Raw genomic sequence first — 23,469 nt, 5'->3', positions numbered from 1 at the left:
CAGGTTATAAGAGAATGGAAGCTAAGGGCCGGGAACCCAATTATTCGGAAGGCAGATATTATCACTGAAAGAGGGGTGTGGCTCAAATTTGAGGCCCCGCGTTGTCTGCGCGGGGCCTCCGTTGTGGAAGGATCAGTCTGAAATCGCCGCCTGAGCGACAAATGGATCGCTATTGTATGGAGCGGGCGGAGTGACTTCTACTGTGAATGTGCCAGTTGAAGACGTACCGTCTCCCTCAACTGTTACGCACCGCTCTACAGGCGTTTCGCGGTAAGATGTGGGTGAGCTGAAGCTGCTCGGGGCAACAACTGAGCCATTAGTAGTTGAGAAGGCAATATCTGTTCCGCCTGGTGGAGGGCCCTCGATGGTGGCTCCGCTATCATTCGTAAAGACACCGGCAATTTCTGCGCAGACTTGTCCCGGTTGTACGGTTGTTGTAAAAGTGATTTGGATATTGTCGCTTGCCAGAAACAGTTTACCAGTCCGGGTTATCTCCAGTAGCGAGGTGGTGCACTCTACTCCACTCGTATCCGTGCATGCAGTGCCGTTGTATATGCCGTTCGCGGGGTCATATTGACCGTTGCTGTTGTAATCAAAGTACTCCTCACCTGAGTCGAAATTCCCGTTTCGGTTCCGGTCCAAGAAAGCCTCCCCAAGGTCGTTCTGGGCAACGTTGAAGTCATCTTCAGACTGAACATATTTGCCATCGCTGTTCAGATCTCTAAAGCTTTCTTCACCGACTGTGCGTGCGAGAATTAGGGCCACACCGTCATCAGCTCGGGGATTCTGGCTGATCCATTCGATTGAGCATGCGCCATCTTGGAGGATGCACTCACTTTGTACCGAGCCGGAGTTCGTAACAAAGTTCACCACAGCATCGCTAATGCGATTATTATTTCGATCCGCTGCCCGTATCGTAATTGGCACGGATACGCCGTCATAATTTCTGGCGTTTGGCAAAAAGTTTTCTTCAACCGACAGTGAAAAACTATCTTGGTCAGGGATCGTAGCGCTTATTGAAATAGGCGCAGAAGTTGTTTGAATGACAGGGCCTGTGTCGGGAGTGTATGTCGCGGTTACGCTGACAACAGTAGCCACTGTCCCGGCATTTACCCTTGTTGACGCTACGCCATTCTCGTCGGTCTCAGTTGATGCTTGGGATAGCGAGATTCCACCGACAGTCGTAGACAGAGTGAATGCAATACCTTCCCCAGTGGTAATTGGGTTGCCATTCTTATCGTTTAGCTGGAATGTAACATCTGAAACACTCGGCCTGCCGCTGGTCGAGCTACCGCTGAGTGCGATCGAGTCGGGGGTTACCGTTAAAAATTCAAGCTCTCCGATCTCTGGAGCCGCAACGTTAACGTTAGCAGTTGCAGTTGAACCGTTGGGAAGTCTGGCAGTTATGGTATCCGTGCCAGCACATCCGGCTTCATACGTGGTGCTGAATGAGCCCGAAGTCGTAGTGATCGGTGTATCGAAAACAGCATTTTGACACAAAGACGAGATGGTTACTGAGGTCTCAACTGAGTTGTATATTGAGTTTCCAGCGGAAGCATTTACCACGTTAAATTCGAGTCTAGTTGACCCACCGGAAGACAGGTTGGTTGCGGATGCATTCATTTGTCCTGATTGGAAGCCGGAGCCGCTGCCGGTACCGAGTTCCAGTGAAACGGTTTGTTCACCGCCTCCCGATGAGCCGTCCCCACTTCCTCCATCCCCTTCGCTGCCAGTACCGGCTAGCGAAGATGAGCTATCGTCGCCGCCGCATGCGGCGAGGAGTATTGAAAGCGATATAGCTGACGCACGCGCAAGGATTTTCCCTGACATTATTCTGATCTCCAGTTTTTCGTTACAGCAAAGCCAAATCGCTGCGCATTCCCTGCATGAGACACGCAAGCTTACGTAGATTTATAGATTTCATTGTCAATTTGCTGAAAATCATAGCACAGGATGCGTCTATGCAATGTTGATCGGTATTCATTTTTGAAAAACTTTGTAATTTGATGCGTGGCTTCAGTAAGGGGAGGTGAGTAAGTTAACCGGTTTCCTGCGGGTCTACGTCAATGGCCCATTTTAGTCCGGCTGGAAGCCGGCTCTGGTCCAGCGTTTCACACAGAACGCCGAGCGTGTGGTTGAGGTACTTTCGATTACTGCAAAGCAGAACCAGTTGAGCTCTAAGGCGATCAGCGCGGCGAGCAATCAGCGCGGGCAGGGGGCCCCAGATCTCTATCTGCTGGTAGCGGGCTTGTTGTTTTATGGTGTCCAGTAACTGCAGGCTTTTTTCCATCGTCTCAGCCTCCGCCCTGAAGATCGCCATCGCTCGAAAGGGGGGAAGCTGTCCCGTTTCGCGTTCTGCGAGCAGTTGGTCGGCGACTGGAAGGTAGTGTCCCTCAGCCAGGGAATGCAGCAGGGGGTGGTCGCTATGACAGGTCTGAACCAATACTTCGCCGGGTTTCTCCCCACGGCCGGCCCGGCCGCTCACTTGCAGTAATGTCTGGATCAGTTGTTCCGGAGCCCGGAAGTCCACGCTGAAAAGTCCGCCATCGGCATTGACGACAACCACCAGCGTAACGTTCGGGAAGTCGTGGCCCTTGGCCAGCATTTGCGTGCCAACCAGAATGCAGGGGCGCCCGCTGTTCACTTTTTTGAGGATGCCCTGGATGCTGCCCTTGCGCTGGGTGCTGTCCCGGTCGACCCGCACGACAGGAGTATCCGGAAACTGTGAGGTTAGAATGTCCTCGGTGCGTTCCGTGCCCTGGCCGACGGGTTTGAATGCCTCACTATCACACTTTGGGCAATGGTCCGTCGCGGCGGTCTGAAAATCGCAGTGATGGCAGCGCATGGCCCGGTCGCGGCGGTGGTAAGTCAGGCGTGTGTCGCAGTGAGGGCACTCCACCATATGGCCGCAGTCGAAACACATCATGACCGGAGCGAATCCTCTCCGATTCACGAATACCAACGCCTGTTGCCCATTGCTGAGGCATTTCTCGATGGCTTGCAGGGCTGGACGGGAAAGACCGCCTTCCAGAGGACGACTGCGGATATCCAGAAGTTTGATCGTTGGAGGCTTGGCGTTACCCGCTCTCTCTTCGAGTCGAACCAGGCGGTACTTGCCAGACAAGGCATTTTGGTATGACTCCATGGAGGGCGTCGCCGAGCCAAGAATAACTGGGCAATTATTAAGGTGCGCGCGATAGACCGCGGTGTCCCTGCCGGAATAGCGGAACCCTTCCCCCTGTTTATAGGAGCTGTCGTGTTCTTCGTCCACGATGATGGTTTTCAGGTCGGTAAAGGGGAGTAATACAGCCGAGCGCGTGCCTATCAGGATGACCGGCTCTCCATTGCGGATCCTTAGCCAGGTTGAGAGTCGTTCGCTGTCTTTTAGCGCCGAGTGCCATACCGCGATGCGTGACCCGAAATAGTATTGGAAGCGGGCTACGGTCTGCGGCGTCAGGTTGATCTCTGGTACCAGGACGAGCGCCTGGTGTCGGTCGTCCAGGTGAGTCTTCAGGTAATGAAGGTAGAGCTCGGTCTTCCCGCTGCCTGTAATGCCAAACAGGAGCGCTGTCGCGAAACCGTTGTCTGGCGATGGAAGTTGGTTGGCGGCTTCTTGTTGGGCTGGAGACAGCACGGGGATACGATTCCGGGTTTCCTCTGTTACGCCATCTGGGGTGGGTGGCGTGATCTCGCGGATCAGTTCTTTTTCCTGAAGGCTTCGGATTTGCGACTGCGTGAAACCGGCCCGCACAATCTGCTTGCTGCCTGCGCCGCCGGGTTGGCGGTTTAGCCACGCCAGCAGTTCTCTCTGTCGTGTTGCGTTGCCGGGCAGCAGCGCAGGATCGCCGCAGGCTTGCCAGTAGGGATCGGCATTCTCCACGGCAGGTCTGCCGCGACGGAGCGCTGGTGGTAGTGCGGTAAAAAGGCACTCTCCTAGTGGGTGCTGATAGTAATCAGATGCCCAGCTAAGAAGGCGAAAGGTTTCCGGGGGCAGTGCTGGCCACGCCTCGGCAGCGGACCGGACGGGTTTAAGGGTGATGCCCTCCGGTGGTTTTGCGTCTGTTTCGACCACCAGCCCGGTAGCCGATTGACGTCCGAAGGGGACCGTTACACGCTGGCCTGGTTGCAGTGCAATGTGATCCGGCACCAGATAATCGAACAGCCGCCGGATAGGGCGGTTCAATGCTATACGCGCAGTTCGGGGCACATGTGGCTCCATGGCGATGAAGGTGTCACGGTATCTGCCTATCCTTTTAAGGAGCTGAAAACCGGCGTGTCCCGTGTCGGGCGGGATGATATGACGGTCCGGGGCTTGCCTGATACCGCATTTGCAAGTAAGATTCGCGGTCTGTTTCCGGCAGGGCATGATTGTGCCCCGTCTTCTCAATTGATTCAAACATGCGGTGCCCGACACCCGGATTGCTATGAAAACCAGGCAGTCCCGTGATCTGGTAGCGGCATGACCGATAGAGGTTCGCCATGAAAGAAGGTATTCACCCCAAGTATGCCGAGATTACCGCTACCTGTTCCTGCGGTAATGTTCTCAAGACACGTTCCACGTTCACTCAGGACCTGACTCTGGATGTGTGCTCCCAGTGTCACCCGTTCTACACAGGCAAGCAGAAAGTGATGGATACCGGTGGCCGTATCGACCGTTTCCAGAAGCGTTTCGGTGGTCGCATCGGTGGCAAGAAAGCCTGATTCGAATGTTGATAACGAAAAAAGCGCCTTGCGAGGCGCTTTTTTTGTATCTGCAGGCTCGTCCTGAAGGGCGCGTCTGATGCGAATGTATACGCAAAAAGCCGTATTGACTGATTAGCGAGTGGTCAAACTGGCCTTGTCTGATGCAGTCCTTCGCGCCATAATGTCGCGCTCCGCTGGGCAAGGCCCGGTGGCTTATTACCTCTTAAACGTGACAAACGGAACAGTGGCAATGTCTCAAGATCTGAAAGAAGCAGCCCTTGAATACCACGCCAAGCCGCGGCCTGGTAAGCTGAGTGTGGAAATCACCAAGCCCACCAAGACCTCCCGCGACCTTTCGCTGGCGTACAGCCCCGGGGTTGCCGAGCCGGTCCGCGAGATCGCTAAGGACCCCGAGAACGCATACAAATATACCGCCAAGGGTAACCTGGTAGCCGTGATTTCAGACGGCACTGCAATCCTCGGTCTGGGTAACCTCGGTCCGCTGGCGAGCAAGCCGGTTATGGAAGGCAAAGGCGTACTGTTCAAGCGCTTTGCTGGAATTGATGTGTTCGATATCGAAGTCAATTCCGAAAGCCCCCAGGCATTCATTGAAACGGTCGAGCGTATTGCTGATACCTTCGGCGGTATCAATCTTGAGGACATTAAGGCCCCTGAGTGCTTTGAAATCGAACGCGCGCTGATCGAAAAGTGCAGTGTACCCATCTTCCATGATGACCAGCATGGCACCGCGATCGTAACAGCTGCGGGCATGATCAATGCCCTGGAGTTGCAGGGTAAGAAAATCGATGAAGCCAAAGTGGTTTGCCTCGGAGCTGGCGCAGCGGCTATCGCTTGCATGAAGCTGCTGATCAGCTGTGGCGTTCGGTCCGAAAACATCTACATGCTGGACCGCAAGGGTGTGATTCATTCCGGTCGCGATGACCTGAACCAGTACAAGGCAATGTTTGCCAACGAGACCGACAAGCGTACGCTTGATGACGCTATGGACGGTGCCGATGTATTTCTTGGTCTGTCCGGCCCGGATCTGTTGAGTGCTGAGCAGCTAAAACTCATGGCGCCGAATCCGATTGTGTTCGCCTGTTCCAATCCGGATCCTGAGATCAGTCCTGAAGTGGCATTGGCTACTCGTGATGACCTGATCATGGCTACGGGCCGCTCGGACTACCCGAACCAGGTGAACAACGTGCTTGGCTTCCCGTTCATTTTCCGTGGTGCTCTGGACGTGAGGGCGACCGCGATCAACGAAGAAATGAAAGTGGCGGCGGTTCATGCGATTCGCGAGTTGGCGAAAGAGCCGGTTCCGCAGGAAATCTGTGAAGCCTATGACGTTGCAAGTTTCGAGTTTGGGCGGGAGTACATCATTCCCAAGCCGATGGACGTGCGCCTGCTGGAAGTTGTTCCGGCGGCAGTCGCACGCGCGGCGGTTGACTCAGGCGTTGCTCGTAACGGCTACCCGGCCCATTATCCACTGAAATCGATGGACGATATCATCTGATATAGCCCAATCGAGTTTCGGAAACAAAAAAAACCGGCGATTGTTGAATCGCCGGTTTTTTTGTCGGTGGAATTCCCCGTCCAGCTTGCTGGTGTCAGAAGATCTGTCTCGACAGGTCATCGCTGCTGCCATTGTTACTGCCACCCGATGAATCATCTTGTGGGTCAAGTGGTGGCGGGGCATCTTCCTCGCGGAATATTTCGAACATGGCGCCTTCTTGTCCCGGTCTTGCACGCCGGCCTGTTTCAGGGTCGATGCGGATGTTAACGATGCCATTGGGTCTCGCCATCAATGACGATGGCTCGCCATTTAGTGCCACTTTCATGTAATCAAGCCAGACGGGCAGGGCAGTGCTGGCGCCGAACTCTCGGCGGCCAAGAGGTTGTGGTTGATCAAAGCCAACCCATACTGTGGTGGCTACGTCATGGTTGAAGCCGCCGAACCAGGTGTCTCTCTGTTCATTGGTGGTGCCGGTTTTGCCGCTGATGTCATCCCGTCCCAGGGCCTGAGCGCGTCGGCCGGTGCCTCGTCTGATTACATCCCGCATCATGGAATGCAGGATGTATACCGAGCGTTCATCGGCCAGACGCCTGGCAATGCGAACTTCTTTCTCGTCGTCGGAGTTGTTCTCCTGTTTCTCTGTGCAGTTTTCATCGCAGAGTTTGACGTCCGGTGCTTCGAAGATTGTTTCGTTGTTGATGTCCGAAATCTGGCTGATGAGGTAGGGCTCGACATCGTAGCCGCCGTTGGCGATTACTGCGAACCCTCGGGCCAGGTCCATTGGTGTCAGAAGTCCGCTGCCCAATGAGAGTGACAGGTCTTTTTGCATGTCTTCCGTGGGGATCTGAAGCTGCTCAAGGTAGTCTATGGTGTTCTGGATGCCCAGGTCCCGAAGCAAGCGTACTGACACCAGGTTGCGGGACCGGTACAGGGCTTCTCTCAGGCGAGTAGGGCCGTAAAACTGTCCTGATGAGTTTTGGGGGCGCCATGTGGTCTCCAGTTCGGAGTCGTCAAACACTATAGGTGCATCGTTGTAGATGGTTGCGGGTGTCATGCCGCTTTCAAGCGCGCTCAGGTACAGGAATGGCTTGAAGGTTGAGCCTGGCTGCCTTCTCGCCTGGGTGGCGCGATTGTATTTGTTCTGGCTGAAGCTGTATCCGCCGGCGAGTGCTTCAATGGCGCCGGTTTTTGCGTCAAGGGAGATTAGTGCGCCCTGCACCTCGGGTACCTGGGAGAGGGCAACGCGCCTGACTTCGGCGATATCCAGGGCTTGCTGTTCATCGCTTTGCTCCTGGGTGTCAGATTCATTTGGCTGCTCTGGGGTCATCACCACCATGGGCTTTACATAAACGATGTCACCCACAGTGACCACGTCAGATGGCTTTTCTGGTTCGGGCCCGGTCAGGTTTTCGGTTTTGTATCGTTTGGCCCAGGTCATTGTGGAGAATGCCATTACGGACTCGCCAAGCTGGCGGGCGTAAAGATCAACTTCGCTGTCTTTGTCTCTTACCCGGGTTACAACTGCAGGCACGAGTTCGGCTACGCGGGGGTAATTCGCCATCAGGTTGCCGAGGTTGTCCGGTTTCAGCTGATCTTCATCCACCTGTCCAATGGGGCCGCGAAAGCCATGACGCCGGTCATACGCTTCCAGTCCGGCCCTGAGTGCCCTGGTCGCCTCCTGCTGTTTCTCGCTCTCGACAGTCAGTCTGACTTCGTAGCCGTCGGTGTAGGCGGCATCGCCAAACCGCCGGACCAGCTCAGCCCGGGCCATTTCCGCAACGTGGTCCGCATCAACTTCAGTGGACGGTGCGTTAAAACTTGCAGTCAGCGGAGCGTTGGTCGCCAGTTCATAGGCATCATTGGTGATGTATTGAAGGTCGCGCATGCGACCGAGTATCCAGTCACGACGGATCTGTGCCCGTTCGGGGTTTGCCAGGGGATTATAGGCTGAGGGAGCTTTTGGTAGCCCGGCAAGCATGGCCATTTCTGCCAGAGAAAGCTCGGTCACGGGTTTGTCGTAATAAACCTGGGCGGCGGCGGCAATGCCGTAAGCTCGATTGCCCAGGTAAATTTTGTTGAGATAGAGCTCCATGATGCGGTTTTTGTCCAGTTCACGCTCGATCTGAAGAGCCAGAAGTATCTCGTTGAACTTGCGAATAAACGTCCGATCGCGTGACAAAAAGTAATTTTTTGCAACCTGCATTGTGATGGTACTGCCGCCGGACTGGATCTCGCCGGTGGAGACCAGTTCGATGGCAGCCCGCATCAGGCCTTTAAAGTCGACCCCGAAGTGTTCGTAAAAACGGGCGTCCTCCGCTGCCATAAAGGCATGTAACTGAATTGTAGGGATCTGTTCTATTGTGACCGGTGCCCTTCTCTTTTCACCGAATTCTGCTATTAATTTGTCGTCTGCGCTGTAGACCCTCAATGGGGTCTGCAACTTGATGTCCAGGAGTTGCTCAACAGGAGGCAATCCGGGGCGGAGATATAGGTAAAATCCTGACGCCACGATTGTGGCGAGACTGAGTCCAGTGAGAAAGAGCCATGCAAACAGGCGAGATGTACGCAACAAATGAGACATTTTTTTCTGACAACTGTTGGATATAGGTCTATCATTTGAGAAATTGCTTTAGGAAGGGCTAGCCGCTTCCCGGGTGCAATGCTCCTCAATTAAAGAAGAACGAGCATTGTAGACGGAAAACTAAAGAAATTCTCTTAAATAAAAAACACATATGAAAGAACTCCGTCGGGAGTTTTCATAACCCGGTGCATGTAACCAGGTATAGGGTGAGCGCGTGTTCGGATTGTTAGGAAAAAAATCCAGTTCGGTGCTGGGCGTGGATATCAGTTCCAGCTCGGTCAAGTTACTGGAACTATCGAAGCAGGGCGACCGTTACAAGGTCGAGAGCTACGCAGTGGAGCCGCTACCGGCCAATGCTGTGGTAGAGAAAAACATCACGGATGTCGAGGCGGTGGGCGAAGTGCTCAAACGTGTCGCGTCCAAATCACGTACGAGCGTCAAGCAGGTGGCTGTGGCCGTCTCCGGTTCCGCCGTTATTACCAAGCTGATCCAGATGGACGGTGGTCTTAACGAGTTTGAGATGGAAGACCAGATCACGCTCGAGGCCGATCAGTATATTCCCTATCCGTTGGATGAAGTGGCAATCGACTTCGAGGTTCAGGGGCCCTCTGAGGCTAACCCGGATCAGGTCGATGTACTTCTGGCTGCGTGTCGCAAAGAAAACGTCGATATTCGGGAAGACGCTCTGGAGATTGCTTCCTTGACCACCAAGATTGTGGACGTCGAAGCATACGCACTCGAGCGGGCATACGCCCTCATCGAGCCTCAGCTTGATTCCCAGGGTGAAGAACTCGTTGTGGCGATCGTCGATATCGGCGCAACCATGACCACACTGAGCGTGTTGGCTGAAGGCAAGACGGTTTACACTCGCGAGCAGATTTTCGGGGGGAAACAACTCACCGAGGAAATTCAGCGTCGTTATGGTCTGTCCCTTGAAGAGGCCGGCCTTGCCAAGAAGCAGGGTGGCCTCCCCGATGACTACGACTCCGAAGTGCTGACGCCTTTCCGGGAAGCGGTAGTTCAGCAGGTTGCGAGGGCGCTGCAGTTCTTCTTCGGCGCAAGCCAGTACAATGCGGTTGACTACGTAGTTCTGGCTGGCGGCACGGCATCTATCCAGGGGCTGACAGAAATGGTCGAGGAAAAAACGGGCACACCCACGCTGGTTGCAAATCCGTTCGCGGACATGGCAGTGGGATCAAGGGTGAATGCGTCTTCGCTGAGCAATGATGCGCCTTCACTCATGATTGCCTGTGGGCTGGCAATGAGGAGCTTTGACTGATGGCAAAGATTAACCTCAGACCCTGGCGCGAAGAACTCCGGGCGGAGAAGCAAAAACAGTTTGTGGTGATGATTCTGGGGGCGGCCTTTATTGCTGCTGGTCTGACCTTTCTCTGGAAAACCGATATGGACAACCGTATTGCCTACCAGGAATCCAGGAACGCCTACATCGAGACCGCGACCAAACAGCTGGATAAGCAGATCAAGGAGATTGAAAACCTTAAACGCAAGCGTGATGAGCTTCTTTCGCGGATGCAGGTTATTCAGGATCTCCAGGGTAAGCGTCCGATTATCGTGCGGGTCTTTGATGAGTTGGTTCGTACGCTGCCGGACGGGCTTTTCTACACTAGCCTTACCAAAAAGAGTGAGCGGGTTGAGATTGTTGGGATGTCGGAATCCAACAGTCGGATTTCAGCGCTGATGAGGCGTTTTGAGGAATCTGACTGGTTCACTGATCCCAATCTGTCAAATGTGTCTGCTGCCGATAACCAACGTGCCGGGTACAGTCAGTTCAATCTTTCGGTAAAGCAGCAAACACCAGAGCCCGAAGGGGGGGATAAGTAATGAGCCTCGCGGACTCACTGAAAAACCTCAATGAATTCGATATTAACGACTTGGATGTCAATAATGCCGGCATCTGGCCTGCGCCAGTCAAGGCCATCGTGGCGATCATCATCTTTGGCCTGATTCTCGGCGGTGGTTATTGGTTCTTCATCAAGGACCAATACGCTCAACTGGAGCGAGTCGAAAAGACGGAGCAGGAGTTACGGAAACGCTATGAAGACAAGGCATACCAAGTAGCAAATCTGGAAGTGTTCAAGGCGCAAATGGAAGAAATGGAAGAGACCTTCGGGGCACTGGTGCGTCAGTTGCCGAGTGAAACCGAGGTGCCAGGACTTCTTGAAGATATCACCAACACAGCGTTGGGCAGCGGTCTTGAGCTTCAAGAGGTTAAGTTGCAAGGCGAGCAGCGGCGCGACTTTTATGCAGAGCTACCGATCAATATTCGGGTTACAGGCTCCTATCATGAATTGGCGACGTTTGTGAGCAGTGTGGCAAGTCTGCCTCGCATCGTGACGTTGCACGACCTAACGATAACACCAACAGGCGGTGATGGAGAGCAGCTGAATATGCAGGTTCTTGCACGTACCTACCGCTACCGGGCTGGAGAATGAGCATGGCGAGACAGCATGCAATAAAAGCCTGGATGAGTATTTGTCTGGTATCTTTCCTGACTGCGTGCTCCCAGGGAAGTGGTTTTTCCGATCTTGACAAGTTTATGGCGGACACTCGAGCTAAGCCTCGGGGGCATGTCGAACCCTTACCAGAGTTCAAGGCGTATGAGGCTTTCAGCTATTCTGCAGCGGATCGCAGAGCGCCCTTCGAACCGCCGATTGATATCCAGCTCACAATGGTTGATCAGGAACCGGAAAGCGATATCGAGCCGGATCTGGATCGGCCGAGAGAGGTTCTCGAAAATTTCGATTTGAAGGAACTCTCTATGGTAGGCACTTTAAGTGACGCATCCGGGAGCCTTTTTGCCCTGATCAAGGATGGTATGGGCGGCATTCATAGGGTGCGCACCGGAAACTATGTAGGGCAGAATTACGGCCGGATTATTGGCGTCAATGAAACCCGGGTTGAACTGATTGAAATCGTTCCCAATGGCCGGGGCGGGTGGGTCGAGCGTCCACGCTCGCTGTCGCTGGATGAGAATGAGGGCTAAGGGAGCGGCATTATGATTATTGAAAGAAACATGCATGAACAAAAAAGTTTGGGGTCGAGGCTAGCGATGTTCAGAAAACTCAATGTATACGTCGGCGTGATTGCTTTTGGGTTGTTATCCGGCCTGGCCAATGCGGTCACGCTGGAAGACGTGTCGTTTTCGTCGCTGTCCGGGGATCGGGTCGAGGTGACGCTGGCGTTTGACGGCCAGCCACCAGAACCGACCGGGTACACGATCGAGCGACCTGCCAGAATCGCAGTGGACCTCCGGGACACGACCAGCGGTCTCGACAGTCGCAACATCTCGCTCGGGGGAGGTAACGCCCAGAGCATGACGGTTGTCGAAACCAAGGATCGCACTCGCCTGATCTTCAACCTGGCAGAGCTGGCTCCCTATGAGACGGTGCGTACCCAGAACAGCCTGGTCGTCACAATCGGCAGTCAGGGTAGTGGTGTCGCAGCGTCAGGCTCGACTTCTTCCTCTACACCGATGACTACTGCATCGGGAGGACAGTCGGTCTCATCGGCAGGCAACGACCTGGCGGGAGTCGATTTTAGGCGTGGGCAGAATGGCGAAGGACGCGTGATTGTAGATCTGGGTAGTGCCAATGCATCCGTGGATCTGTCCGAGCTCGGGGGCAAGATTCGCTTGACGATGGACGGTACCAGTGTGCCGGACAATCTTCGTCGCCGCCTTGATGTTACCGATTTCGCGACACCGGTAACCCGGGTTGATACCTACACGGAAGATGGTAATGCGGTTGTGGAAATTCGTCCGGAAGGCAACTACGACTACATTGCCTACCAGTCCGGTTCGCAGTTTACCGTCAGCGTGGAAAGGCTGACAGAAGAGGAAGCTGAGTCTCGTCGAGAGGAGAAGTTCCCGTACACCGGCGACAAGCTCTCTCTCAACTTCCAGGACATCGAAGTTCGTTCGGTATTGCAGTTGATTGCCGACTTTACTGGTCTGAACCTTGTTGCCAGCGATACGGTCAGTGGCAGCATCACGCTGCGTTTGCAGAATGTGCCCTGGGACCAGGCTCTGGACCTGATCCTTAAGACCAAGGGATTGGACAAGCGTCAGATTGGTAACGTACTGCTGGTTGCTCCGGCCGATGAAATCGCCGCCCGTGAAAAGCTTGAGCTGGAGACGTCCAAGCAGATCGCTGAGCTCGCACCGGTTCGCCTGGATATCATTCAGGTGAATTACGCCAAGGCTGCCGATGTCGTTGAACTGATTAGGGCGGATGAAGAACTTATCTCCTCTCGGGGATTCGTCTCTTCAGATGCGCGTACCAACACGATCAGTGTTCGTGAAACTTCGGAAAAGCTTGATGAAATTCGCCGCCTGGTTTCGACCTGGGATGTTCCTGTTCGTCAGGTTTCCATTGAGGCTCGAATTGTAAGAGCGCAAACCAACGTTGCCGAAAATCTCGGTGTTCGTTGGGGTGGTGCCGCCTACGATGTCAGTGGTGATAACGTTTTCTCAGTGGGTGGTTCGCAGAACGCGGTTGAGGAGGCGCGTCAAGCCGCTGGTGGTACCAACAACACGATCACCTTCCCGGACGCTCTGGCGGTAGATTTGGGTGTCACCGGCCAAGGTGCTTCCTCATTTGCCATCGGCTTGGGCAGTGATGATTTTCTTGTGGACCTGGAACTCTCTGCACTGGAGAGTGACGGACAGGCGGAAGTTGTTTCCCAGCCCCGCGTTGTTACTGCCGATCGCCAGACCGCCAAGATTAAGTCCGGTGAGGAGATCCCTTATCAAGAGGCTTCTTCCAGCGGTGCGACGTCAGTATCTTTCAAGGAAGCGGCGTTGGCTCTTGAAGTAACCCCTCAGATCACCCCGGATGACAAAATCATCATGGATCTGGTGGTTAATCAGGACTCCCGTGGTGAAGTGACCGCCGGTATTCCTGCCATCAACACTAATGAGGTAACCACTCAGGTGTTGGTTGGAAATGGCGAAACCGTCGTTCTGGGCGGTATTTTCCAGTCAGAGGTTACGACGACGACTACCAAGACTCCGTTCCTGGGTGATATTCCCTACCTCGGCCGCCTCTTCAAGCGCACTGAGCATGTTGATGAGCGTAGCGAACTGTTGATCTTCATCACACCGAAGATCATCAAGAGCGACCTGATTCAGTAATCGGGTTGCCTCCGAAAAAAAAACCGCCGTGTTCCGCACGGCGGTTTTTTTGTTGGTTCATTTCCTGAAACTTATGGAAAACGTTACCCTGTGATATTCTCACGCGCCGGAATGTAGATGAGCGGAAGTTATGTCCTTGCCAAAACGAGTTGTCCTGGTCGGCCCAATGGGTGCGGGAAAAAGCACAATTGGTCGCATGCTGGCCAAAGAGCTGGGCTATCGCTTTCTCGATTCCGATCGAATTATTGAAGAGCGGTGCGGCGCCAATATTCCCTGGATCTTCGACGTAGAAGGGGAAGACGGCTTTCGGCATCGTGAAACGGCCATGTTGGCTGAACTGTCGGAATATCCACAGACAGTGCTGGCGACGGGCGGTGGCGCGGTGATGAAAGAAGAGAATCACGCGCATCTTAAACGCGATTCCGTCGTGGTGTACCTGAAAACCTCGATTGAGCAGCAAGTTGAAAGAACGAGGCGGGATCGCAATCGTCCCCTGTTGCAGAATGACGACCCCGAGGCGGTCCTTAGAAATCTGTTTGCCGTGCGGGACCCTATCTATTCGCTCTTGGCCGATGTCGTCATGTTTACTGACCGCAAGAGCCCCAGGCTGGTCGTACGGCAATTGGTGAACCGGATTAATCCGAGGACACCTCGCCACAAAAGGCAAATACGTAAGGAAGGCAGAAATCATGCGTGACTCACTGCGGGAGTTGACGGTTGAGCTGGGCGATCGAAGTTACCCAATCGTTATCGGTCAGGGGCTGCTGGGTAGCTATGATCTGAGTCCCTTTGTCTCTGGTTCACAAGTCATGATCGTCACCAACGAAACGGTTGCGCCCTTGTATCTTGAGTCAGCCCGAGCCTGTTTCCCTGGAAAGCAGGTAGATACGGTTGTGCTTCCAGACGGTGAAAAATACAAGGATTGGCAGACGCTAAACCGTATCTTCGACGGTTTGCTGGGGAAGCGTCACTCCCGCAAAACCACGCTGGTTGCTTTGGGGGGTGGCGTGGTTGGGGATATGACCGGGTTTGCCGCCGCTTCCTACCAGCGTGGTGTCTCTTTTATCCAGATCCCGACGACATTGTTGTCGCAGGTGGACTCCTCGGTCGGAGGAAAGACCGGTATCAATCACCCGTTGGGCAAGAATATGATCGGTGCCTTCCACCAACCGGAAGTTGTACTGATCGATACCGACAGTCTGAGGAGCCTTTCTCCAAGGGAGGTGTCTGCTGGCCTTGCGGAAGTTATCAAGTATGGCCTGATTCGGGACACCGATTTTCTGGCCTGGCTTGAGAAAGAAATTACGTCGCTCATTGATCTGGAAACAACAGCCCTGGTGGAAGCTATCTATCGCTCATGCGCCTGCAAGGCGGACGTTGTAGCAAAAGATGAAAGAGAAGGTGGTTTACGGGCAATACTCAACCTTGGGCACACGTTTGGTCATGCCATTGAGACCTTCGCTGGATACGGCAACTGGCTGCACGGCGAGGCTGTTGGTACTGGCATGATGATGGCTGCGGATCTTTCCTTGCGCCAGGGCATGATAACCGAAGAGGATCGTGCCAGGGTTGTGCGCATTATCGAGAGAGCCAAGCTTCCGGCGCTTGCACCCACGGGGATGTCTCCCGATGATTTTCTGCGATTGATGGCAGTCGACAAGAAGAATGTGGATGGTTCGTTGCGCTTGGTCCTCCTTCGCAGGCTCGGGGATGCTGTGGTGACGGATGCGGTGGATAGGCGAGAACTGGATGCCACGCTTCGGGGCTTTTGTAGAGAAGTCTGAACAGGTATTGATCTGGGATAAAGCAGGGAATGACGGTGAACAACGAAGGACTCAATAGTCATGACGGTGGTGGTTTGTTTCCGCGACTCCAGGAGCGTTATGGGTTAAGGGCCGATCCGTTGGATATGGAAACACCCTTCTTTCCGGATGCCTCTCGCCACCACGCCCTGGAAACGCTTCGTCACCTCTGTGGTTTTGGTGACCTCGCTTTGCTTCTCACTGGTGATGTGGGGGCGGGCAAAAGTCGGTTGCTTGCGGAACTGGTGAGAAGTGAGTCTTCCCGTCTGGATTTTCATCGGGTACCAGCTGCGGCGCTGACGAGTACTCAGGCGCTGTCACGGGCGCTGCTCGGTATTGCGCACAAAGGGTTGAATCCTGGCGAAGGTGCGCGTGACGCCATTTACGGCTTTTTCCGATGGTCTGAAATCAGGGCTCGGAAGGGGCAGCGGATGGTCCTGCTGATCGATGATGCGGATCGTGCACCCACCGAGCTACTGAGATTGTTGTTTTCTGCTTTTGAAGCCGCAGATCGATCTGCGGCGGCGGTTCCTGTGTTCAGTGGCAGCGGGCGGTTGATTGAGATGCTTGGGTTGTCAGGGGACGGTGCCGGCGTGCATCAGGTTCATCTTCGCCCACTGACAAAAGAAGAAGTCGCCGCTTATCTCGAGCCCCGAATTCACCGAGCTGGTGGTAAGCCCAAGGAGTTGCTGTCGCCAGGGAAATTGTCACAATTACACAGTTTGAGTCAGGGGAGTTTTTCCCGTCTCAAGCGTGTAACACCAGCCGTATGGTTGGATATGGCATCGACCGGAGGTGGCGCCAAGCGGACGTTTTCGATGCCGATTAATCTGCGTTGGCCCGCGCTGGCCTTGGTCATACTCGCTGGTTCCTGGTGGCTTGTATCGCAGCAGTATGACGACTCTGTTGCAAGGGAGCAGTCAGAACCTGAGCCGGAAACCGTACGCAAAAGCATCACCATCGGCCCTGACAGCCCGGATATTGAACCGATTGAGACCGATGTAGAGTTGTCGGAACCGGTCGTCGAGACCAAGTTGCCCAGCGTGGAAGAATCTGATCAGGCTGTTCCAGAGCCAGAGCCAGAGCCAGAGCCAGAGCCAGAGCCAGAGCCAGAGCCAGAGCCAGAGCCAGAGCCAGAGCCAGAGCCAGAGCCAGAGCCAGAGCCAGAGCCAGAGCCAGAGCCAGAGCCAGAGCCAGAGCCAGAGCCAGAGCCAGAGCCAGAGCCAGAGCCAGAGCCAGAGCCCGGTTTCTCTCCCTCCCGTCCATCTGCATTTGTGGATCTTGAGAGCGTAAGGGCGCGTGAAGGCTGGACAGTTCAGTTAATTGCCGGGAATCAGGAACAAACGGTGCTGAATCTGATGGATCAGTACGAATCCATTTCCGGTATACTCTACACCCAGACCCAAAGGCAGGGGCAGGACTGGTTTGTTGGCTTCTACGGCGAGTTTTCCTCGCGTGATGAGGCCCGAAAAGCAGTTGAGCGTCTTCCCCAGGCCCTGCGGGACCAGTCTCCCTGGATCAGGCAATCACGCGATTTCTGATTTTCTGTGCCTGCCTTTTTTCGTGTTTTATTCTATAAAAACAATAACCTGACTCTCTGTTTTATGGTGTGCGCTGTCTGGCGCAGCATTCGTATTGAACGTGCTTGCCCCCTAAAATAAAAACGCTTTGGTTTGAGTACGTATTTCTACGCGTGTAAAATAGCCAGCCCCCATTTTCAGTGTCGAAGGGTGAGTTTATTGTCTGTATGCAAATAACCCTTTGATTGAAAAGCATTTCTACGCGAGAGAACGCTTATGATGACAGGTTTGTATCATCCCGACGAATTCAGGGACAACTGCGGCTTCGGTCTGATCGCCCATATGAAGGGCGAGGCCAGCCACAAGTTGTTGCAAACTGCCATCGAGTCACTGACCTGCATGACCCACCGTGGTGGTATCGCTGCAGACGGAAAGACCGGCGATGGTTGTGGCCTCCTGATCCAGAGCCCGGATGCCTTTTTGCGCAAGGCCGCCAAAGCGGAATTTGGCAAGGAGCCTGAAGAGCTGTTCGCTGTGGGCCAGGTATTCCTTAACCCGGACGAGAACAAGGCCGCTGCCGGCCGTGCTGCCGTGGAAAAGCGCCTCGCAGAGCAGGGCCTGGAAATCATGGGTTGGCGGAAGGTGCCAACGGACGACAGCTGCCTTGGGCCGATGGCGCTTGACTGTTTGCCCTGGATTGAGCAGGTGTTTGTGGTTCCCGCCGGTAAAACCGAGCAGGAATTCGCCATCTCGCTGTTTGTTGGGCGCCGCCACGCTGAGCGGGACATGGCCGATGACTCCGAATTCTATATCTGTAGCCTGTCTCACCGAACATTGGCCTACAAGGGCCTGATGATGCCGGCGGACCTGGCGAACTTCTACAAGGATCTGGGCGATCCGGACCTGCAGACCGCTATCTGTGTCTTCCACCAGCGCTTTTCCACAAACACCATGCCGCGTTGGCCGCTGGCGCAGCCGTTCCGCTATCTCGCCCACAATGGCGAGATCAATACCGTTGACGGCAACCGTAACTGGGCGATTGCCCGTGCCGCCAAATTCAGCGCACCGGAACTGCCAGACCTACAGACGCTGCAGCCGCTGGTTAACCTGACGGGCTCAGATTCCTCCAGCATGGACAATATGCTGGAAGTACTGCTGGCCGGTGGTGTCGACCTGTTCCGTGCCGTGAGAATGATGATCCCGCCTGCCTGGCAGAATGTGGATACCATGGATTCCGAGTTGCGGGCATTCTATGAGTACAACTCCATGCATATGGAACCGTGGGATGGTCCAGCCGGCCTGGTTCTCTCCGACGGTCGCTACGCCGTCTGTATGCTGGATCGGAACGGACTTCGCCCGGCTCGTTGGGTAATCACCAAAGACGACTTCATTACCCTGGCGTCCGAGATCGGTACTTACGACTATAAGCCCGAAGACGTGGTGGCCAAGGGACGTGTCGGTCCGGGGCAAATGCTTGCTATTGATACCGAGTCCGGCGAAGTCCTGCATACGAAAGACGTGGATAATCGCCTGAAGTCGGCCCAGCCCTACAAGCGCTGGCTGCGGGAGAACTCCCTGCGGGTTGAAACCACGCTGAATCAGGACACACCTGACTTCAAGCTGATGCAGTCCGACGAGCTCCATATACACCAGAAAATGTTCATGGTCTCCTACGAGGAGCGTGACCAGGTTCTGCGCCCTCTGGCTGAGAACGGCCAGGAAGCAGTAGGGTCGATGGGGGACGATACGCCCATGGCCGTGCTCTCGAGCCGTGTCAGGCACGTGGCTGACTACTTCCGTCAGAAATTTGCCCAGGTGACCAACCCGGCCATCGATCCGCTTCGGGAGTCCATCGTGATGTCCCTGGAGACGTGTATTGGCGCGGAGCGTAACGTGTTCGAGGAAACGCCGGAGCACGCTAACCGCATCATCCTGACAACACCGGTGCTCTCGCCGGCCAAGTACCTGAAGATCGCCAACAATGATCGGCCCGGATTCGAAGTTGCTCGGATCAACATGAGCTACAGCCCGGAAATGGGGCTTGAACAAGCTGTGCGTAACGTGTGCGACGAGGCTGAGCAGGCAGTCCGCAGCGGCAAGGTGATCCTGATCCTGACCGACAAGGATCTGAAAGAGGGGGAGCTGCCGGTCAATGCCATGATGGCAACGGGCGCCGTTCACCATCACCTGGTCAAGAAAGGCCTCCGGTGTGACTCCAACATCCTGGTTGAAACCGGTTGGGCCCGAGACCCGCACCAGTTTGCTGTGTTGTTTGGCTTTGGCGCTACGGCGGTCTATCCGTACTTGGCCTACCAGGTGCTTAACGACCTGATTCGCACCGGCGAACTGATGATGGACCCCATTGATGCGAAGAACAACTATCGCAAGGGTGTCAACAAGGGCCTGCTGAAGATCCTGTCCAAGATGGGGATCTCCACCATCACCTCCTACCGGGGGGCGCAGCTATTTGAGGCGATTGGCCTGGCAGATGATGTGGTGGACCTGTGTTTCAAAGGTGTTCCCAGCCGTATCCAGGGCGCCGGTTTCTTTGATTTCCAGCAGGATCAGGAACAGCTGGCGGCGGTGGCCTGGAAGCATCGCAAGCCCATCACCCAGGGTGGCCTGTTGAAGTATGTCCACGGTCAGGAGTACCACGCTTTCAACCCGGATGTAGTGGGTAAGCTCCAGGAAGCCGTGACCAGTGGTGATTACGGGCAGTACATGGAGTACGCCGGGCTGGTAAACGAGCGCCCGGTGTCCACGCTTAGGGACCTTCTTGGGTTCCGCAAGGATATCAAGGCGATTGATCTGTCCGAGGTGGAGCCAGTGGAGAATATCTTCCCGCGCTTCGACTCGGCGGCCATGTCCTTGGGTGCGTTGTCTCCGGAGGCTCACGAAGCCCTGGCGGTAGCAATGAACACCTTGGGTGGTCGCTCCAACTCCGGTGAAGGCGGGGAAGATCCGGCCCGTTATGGCACGGAGAAACGTTCCAAGATCAAACAGGTGGCGTCTGGCCGCTTCGGCGTCACCGCTGAGTACCTGCGCAGTGCCGATGTCATGCAGATCAAGGTGGCCCAGGGTGCCAAGCCCGGTGAGGGCGGTCAGCTACCCGGTGGCAAGGTCAATGACCTGATTGCCCGCCTGCGCTACTCAGTGCCCGGTGTGACGCTGATTTCGCCACCACCGCACCACGATATTTATTCGATCGAGGATCTGGCGCAGCTGATTTTCGATCTCAAGCAAGTTAACCCGAGCGCACTGGTGTCTGTAAAACTGGTGTCGGAGCCTGGTGTAGGCACCATCGCTGCTGGTGTGGCCAAAGCCTATGCCGATCTGATCACGGTTTCGGGCTACGACGGTGGTACAGCGGCCAGCCCGCTAACCTCCATCCGTTACGCCGGCTCGCCCTGGGAACTGGGCCTGAGTGAAACCCAGCAAGCGCTGCGCGCTAACGACCTGAGGGGCAAGATCCGCTTGCAGACGGACGGCGGTATCAAGACCGGTCTGGATGTGGTCAAGGGCGCTATTCTGGGCGCTGAAAGCTTCGGTTTCGGCACCACGCCAATGGTGGCTCTGGGTTGTAAGTATCTGCGTATCTGTCACCTGAACAACTGTGCCACCGGCGTCGCGACCCAAAACGAGCACCTGCGGGAAGAACACTTCAAAGGCACCGTTGAAATGGCGATGAACTTCTTCCGGTTCGTTGCGACCGAGACCCGAGAGTGGATGGCCAAGCTGGGCGTTCGCAACCTGGAAGAACTAGTAGGGCGTGTTGATCTGCTGGAGCGTCTGCCCGGCGACACCCCGCGCCAGAAGAAGCTGGATCTGACGCGTCTGTTGTCTAACGACCACATTCCGGCGGACAAGCCCAACACCTGTCAGGTGGAGCGCAATCATCCGTTTGATGAAGGCAAGCTTGCCGAGCAGATGGTGAAAGACACAGCGGATGCGATAGCCAGCAAGGCTGGTGGTACCTGGTCCTACAGGGTTACCAACTGTGACCGGTCGATTGGTGCTCGCCTGTCCGGAGAGATTGCCCAGTTGCACGGCAACCAGGGCATGGTCTCGGCGCCCATCACTCTGGATCTGACTGGCACCGCCGGCCAGAGCTTCGGTGTCTGGAACGTGGGCGGTCTCAACCTGCTTCTGGAAGGCGATGCCAACGACTATGTCGGCAAAGGCATGACCGGTGGCAAGTTGGTGATTCGGCCACCGTCCGGAAGCGACTTTAAAACCCAGGATACCTCGATCGTAGGTAACACCTGCCTCTATGGTGCAACCGGTGGCAAACTGTTTGCCGCTGGCACCGCCGGTGAACGCTTCGGTGTTCGTAACTCCGGCGCCCATGCGGTGATAGAAGGTGTGGGCGATCACTGCTGCGAATACATGACGGGTGGTTTGGTCACAGTTCTTGGCAGCACCGGTCACAACTTCGGTGCTGGCATGACGGGTGGTTTTGCCTACGTGCTGGACTTGAACAACACCTTCGTGGACAAGTACAACCATGAGTTGGTCGAGATTCAGCGGATATCCAGCGAGGAAATGGAGTCCTACCGTAATCACCTGCGCGGTGTGGTCCGCGAGCATATTTCTGAAACCGCGAGCGAGTGGGCAGAGCATATTCTTGACAATTTCGATGACTACATTGGCCGCTTCTGGCTGGTCAAACCCAAGGCGGCGAACCTTCGCAGCCTGCTGGCCAGCACCCGGGCGCGTCCCGAGTAAAGGCGGTTGAAACAGGTAGAGGGCATTGCTGCAGTGCCCGCGTCGAAATTGAGTCTGATGAGAGCGTCACAATGAAAGAACGACTGAGTAACGACTTCCAGTTTGTCGAAGTAGGGCGTGTCGACCCGAAAAAAGTACCGGCAAAGAAGCGCAAAAAAGAGTTTGGTGAAATTTACCATCCATTCACCCAGGATAATGCCGCGTCGCAATCGCACCGTTGCCTGGAATGCGGCAATCCGTATTGTGAGTGGAAGTGCCCGGTACACAACTACATCCCGAACTGGCTGAAGCTGGTGTCGGAAGGCAACATCATGAGGGCAGTTGAGCTCTGTCACCAGACCAACTCCCTGCCGGAAGTCTGTGGCCGCGTTTGCCCCCAAGATCGTCTGTGTGAAGGGGCCTGTACCCTGAACGACGGCTATGGCGCAGTAACCATCGGGTCGGTGGAAAAATACATTACCGATACAGCCTTTGCTCTGGGCTGGAAGCCGGATATGTCCGCCGTCAAATGGACCGACAAAAAAGTGGCAGTGATCGGTGCTGGTCCGGCCGGCCTTGGCTGTGCTGACGTCCTGGTGCGCAACGGTGTAAAGCCGGTGGTGTTTGATATTTACCCGGAAATTGGCGGCCTTCTGACCTTCGGGATCCCCGAGTTTAAGCTTGAGAAGTCGGTCATGACCCGTCGCCGCAAAGTGTTCGAGGAAATGGGAGTGGAGTTCCGTCTGTCCACGGAGGTGGGCAAGGACGTGATGATGGCCGACATCCTCGAGGAGTACGACGCTGTCTTTATGGGGATGGGAACCTACACCTACATGAAAGGCGGTTTCCCGGGCGAAGATCTGCCAGGCGTTCATGATGCACTGCCCTTCCTGGTCTCGAATGTGAATCGTCGTCTTGGGTTTGAGAAAGACGCCGACGATTTTATCGATATGAAAGGCAAGCGAGTGGTTGTGCTCGGCGGCGGCGATACCGCCATGGACTGTAACCGCACCTCGATTCGTCAACAGGCAGCGAGTGTTACCTGTGCCTACCGTCGTGACGAACAGAACATGCCGGGCTCGCGCCGGGAAGTGTCCAACGCCAAGGAAGAAGGCGTTAAGTTCATGTTCAACCGTCAACCGATCGCCATTATTGGCGAAGACCGGGTTGAGGGAGTCAAGGTGGTTCAGACTCGCCTCGGCGAGCCCGACGAAAACGGCCGCCGTCGTCCGGAAGTGGTCGCTGGCAGTGAGGAAGTGATTCCGGCCGATGCAGTTCTGGTGGCCTTCGGATTCCGTCCGAGCCCGGCCGACTGGTTTGACGAGTTGAAGGTAAACACCGACGACTCTGGCCGTGTCAGCGCTCCGGAGGAAGTGGAGTTCGGCTTCCAGACCAGCAATCCCAAGATATTTGCCGGTGGCGATATGGTCCGTGGTTCGGATCTGGTCGTAACGGCTATCTGGGAGGGTCGCCAGGCGGCGGAAGGTATCATGGATTACCTGGATATCTGA

15 protein-coding genes are annotated in these 23,469 nt (G+C 55.2%); 12 read left to right on the top strand and 3 right to left on the bottom strand.

The window, feature by feature from the left end:
* Positions 1-132 precede the first annotated feature (132 nt).
* Both SIC19_RS05960 and SIC19_RS05955 read right to left on the bottom strand, forming a co-directional pair.
* Positions 133-1,830 (bottom strand): Ig-like domain-containing protein, encoded by a 1,698-nt coding sequence (locus SIC19_RS05960; protein WP_127402076.1) that lies wholly within the window; start codon positions 1,828-1,830, stop codon positions 133-135.
* 208 nt (positions 1,831-2,038) lie between these two features.
* Positions 2,039-4,219, bottom strand: coding sequence for a primosomal protein N' (locus tag SIC19_RS05955; protein ID WP_075195820.1), 2,181 nt, complete (start codon positions 4,217-4,219; stop codon positions 2,039-2,041).
* Positions 4,220-4,479: 260 nt separating this feature from the next.
* Here SIC19_RS05955 and rpmE point away from each other — a divergent pair, with 260 nt between their 5' ends.
* Together rpmE and SIC19_RS05945 are read left to right on the top strand one after the other, a co-directional pair.
* Positions 4,480-4,701: a 50S ribosomal protein L31 gene (gene rpmE / locus SIC19_RS05950; protein ID WP_007154619.1), complete on the top strand. Its 222-nt coding sequence runs from the start codon at positions 4,480-4,482 to the stop codon at positions 4,699-4,701.
* Positions 4,702-4,933: 232 nt separating this feature from the next.
* Positions 4,934-6,199, top strand: a complete 1,266-nt coding sequence (locus SIC19_RS05945) for a malic enzyme-like NAD(P)-binding protein (protein WP_036203569.1) — start codon at positions 4,934-4,936, stop codon at positions 6,197-6,199.
* 94 nt (positions 6,200-6,293) lie between these two features.
* Here SIC19_RS05945 and SIC19_RS05940 read toward each other — a convergent pair whose 3' ends face one another.
* Entirely contained in the window at positions 6,294-8,780 is a 2,487-nt protein-coding gene (locus tag SIC19_RS05940) for a penicillin-binding protein 1A (RefSeq protein WP_075195819.1), read from the bottom strand.
* A gap of 214 nt (positions 8,781-8,994) precedes the next feature.
* Between SIC19_RS05940 and SIC19_RS05935 the strand changes: the two genes are divergently transcribed.
* From SIC19_RS05935 to SIC19_RS05890, 10 genes are all read left to right on the top strand, one after another.
* Entirely contained in the window at positions 8,995-10,059 is a 1,065-nt protein-coding gene (locus SIC19_RS05935) for a pilus assembly protein PilM (protein ID WP_036203576.1), read from the top strand.
* A complete protein-coding gene (locus tag SIC19_RS05930; protein WP_041335802.1) occupies positions 10,059-10,622 on the top strand; it encodes a PilN domain-containing protein in 564 nt (187 codons plus the stop codon). The genes SIC19_RS05935 and SIC19_RS05930 overlap by 1 nt, the downstream gene beginning before the upstream one ends.
* On the top strand, positions 10,622-11,233 hold the full coding sequence (locus SIC19_RS05925; protein ID WP_041335800.1) for a type 4a pilus biogenesis protein PilO: 612 nt from the start codon (positions 10,622-10,624) through the stop codon (positions 11,231-11,233). Before SIC19_RS05930 ends, SIC19_RS05925 begins: the two co-directional genes overlap by 1 nt.
* Before the next feature lie 2 nt (positions 11,234-11,235).
* Complete coding sequence (locus SIC19_RS05920) at positions 11,236-11,784, top strand: pilus assembly protein PilP (protein WP_036203584.1); 549 nt, start codon at positions 11,236-11,238, stop codon at positions 11,782-11,784.
* A 66-nt stretch (positions 11,785-11,850) separates the two neighbouring features.
* On the top strand, positions 11,851-13,932 hold the full coding sequence (pilQ, locus tag SIC19_RS05915) for a type IV pilus secretin PilQ (RefSeq protein WP_177190642.1): 2,082 nt from the start codon (positions 11,851-11,853) through the stop codon (positions 13,930-13,932).
* Between the two features lie 130 nt (positions 13,933-14,062).
* On the top strand, positions 14,063-14,629 hold the full coding sequence (aroK, locus tag SIC19_RS05910) for a shikimate kinase AroK (protein ID WP_036203590.1): 567 nt from the start codon (positions 14,063-14,065) through the stop codon (positions 14,627-14,629).
* Complete coding sequence (gene aroB, locus SIC19_RS05905) at positions 14,622-15,716, top strand: 3-dehydroquinate synthase (RefSeq protein ID WP_075195818.1); 1,095 nt, start codon at positions 14,622-14,624, stop codon at positions 15,714-15,716. The genes aroK and aroB overlap by 8 nt, the downstream gene beginning before the upstream one ends.
* Before the next feature lie 29 nt (positions 15,717-15,745).
* Positions 15,746-17,275 carry an AAA family ATPase gene (locus SIC19_RS05900; RefSeq protein ID WP_412535589.1) on the top strand — a complete coding sequence of 510 codons (1,530 nt, stop codon included), beginning with the start codon at positions 15,746-15,748 and terminating at the stop codon, positions 17,273-17,275.
* Between the two features lie 255 nt (positions 17,276-17,530).
* Positions 17,531-21,979 carry a glutamate synthase large subunit gene (gene gltB, locus SIC19_RS05895; protein WP_036203599.1) on the top strand — a complete coding sequence of 1,483 codons (4,449 nt, stop codon included), beginning with the start codon at positions 17,531-17,533 and terminating at the stop codon, positions 21,977-21,979.
* A 71-nt stretch (positions 21,980-22,050) separates the two neighbouring features.
* Positions 22,051-23,469 carry a glutamate synthase subunit beta gene (locus SIC19_RS05890; protein WP_007154607.1) on the top strand — a complete coding sequence of 473 codons (1,419 nt, stop codon included), beginning with the start codon at positions 22,051-22,053 and terminating at the stop codon, positions 23,467-23,469.

The organism is Marinobacter sp. MIT930201 (assembly GCF_047122665.1).
Lineage (GTDB): Bacteria > Pseudomonadota > Gammaproteobacteria > Pseudomonadales > Oleiphilaceae > Marinobacter > Marinobacter salarius.
Note: the sequence above shows the minus strand (reverse complement) of the source record. Positions and strands in the feature narration are given on the sequence as shown.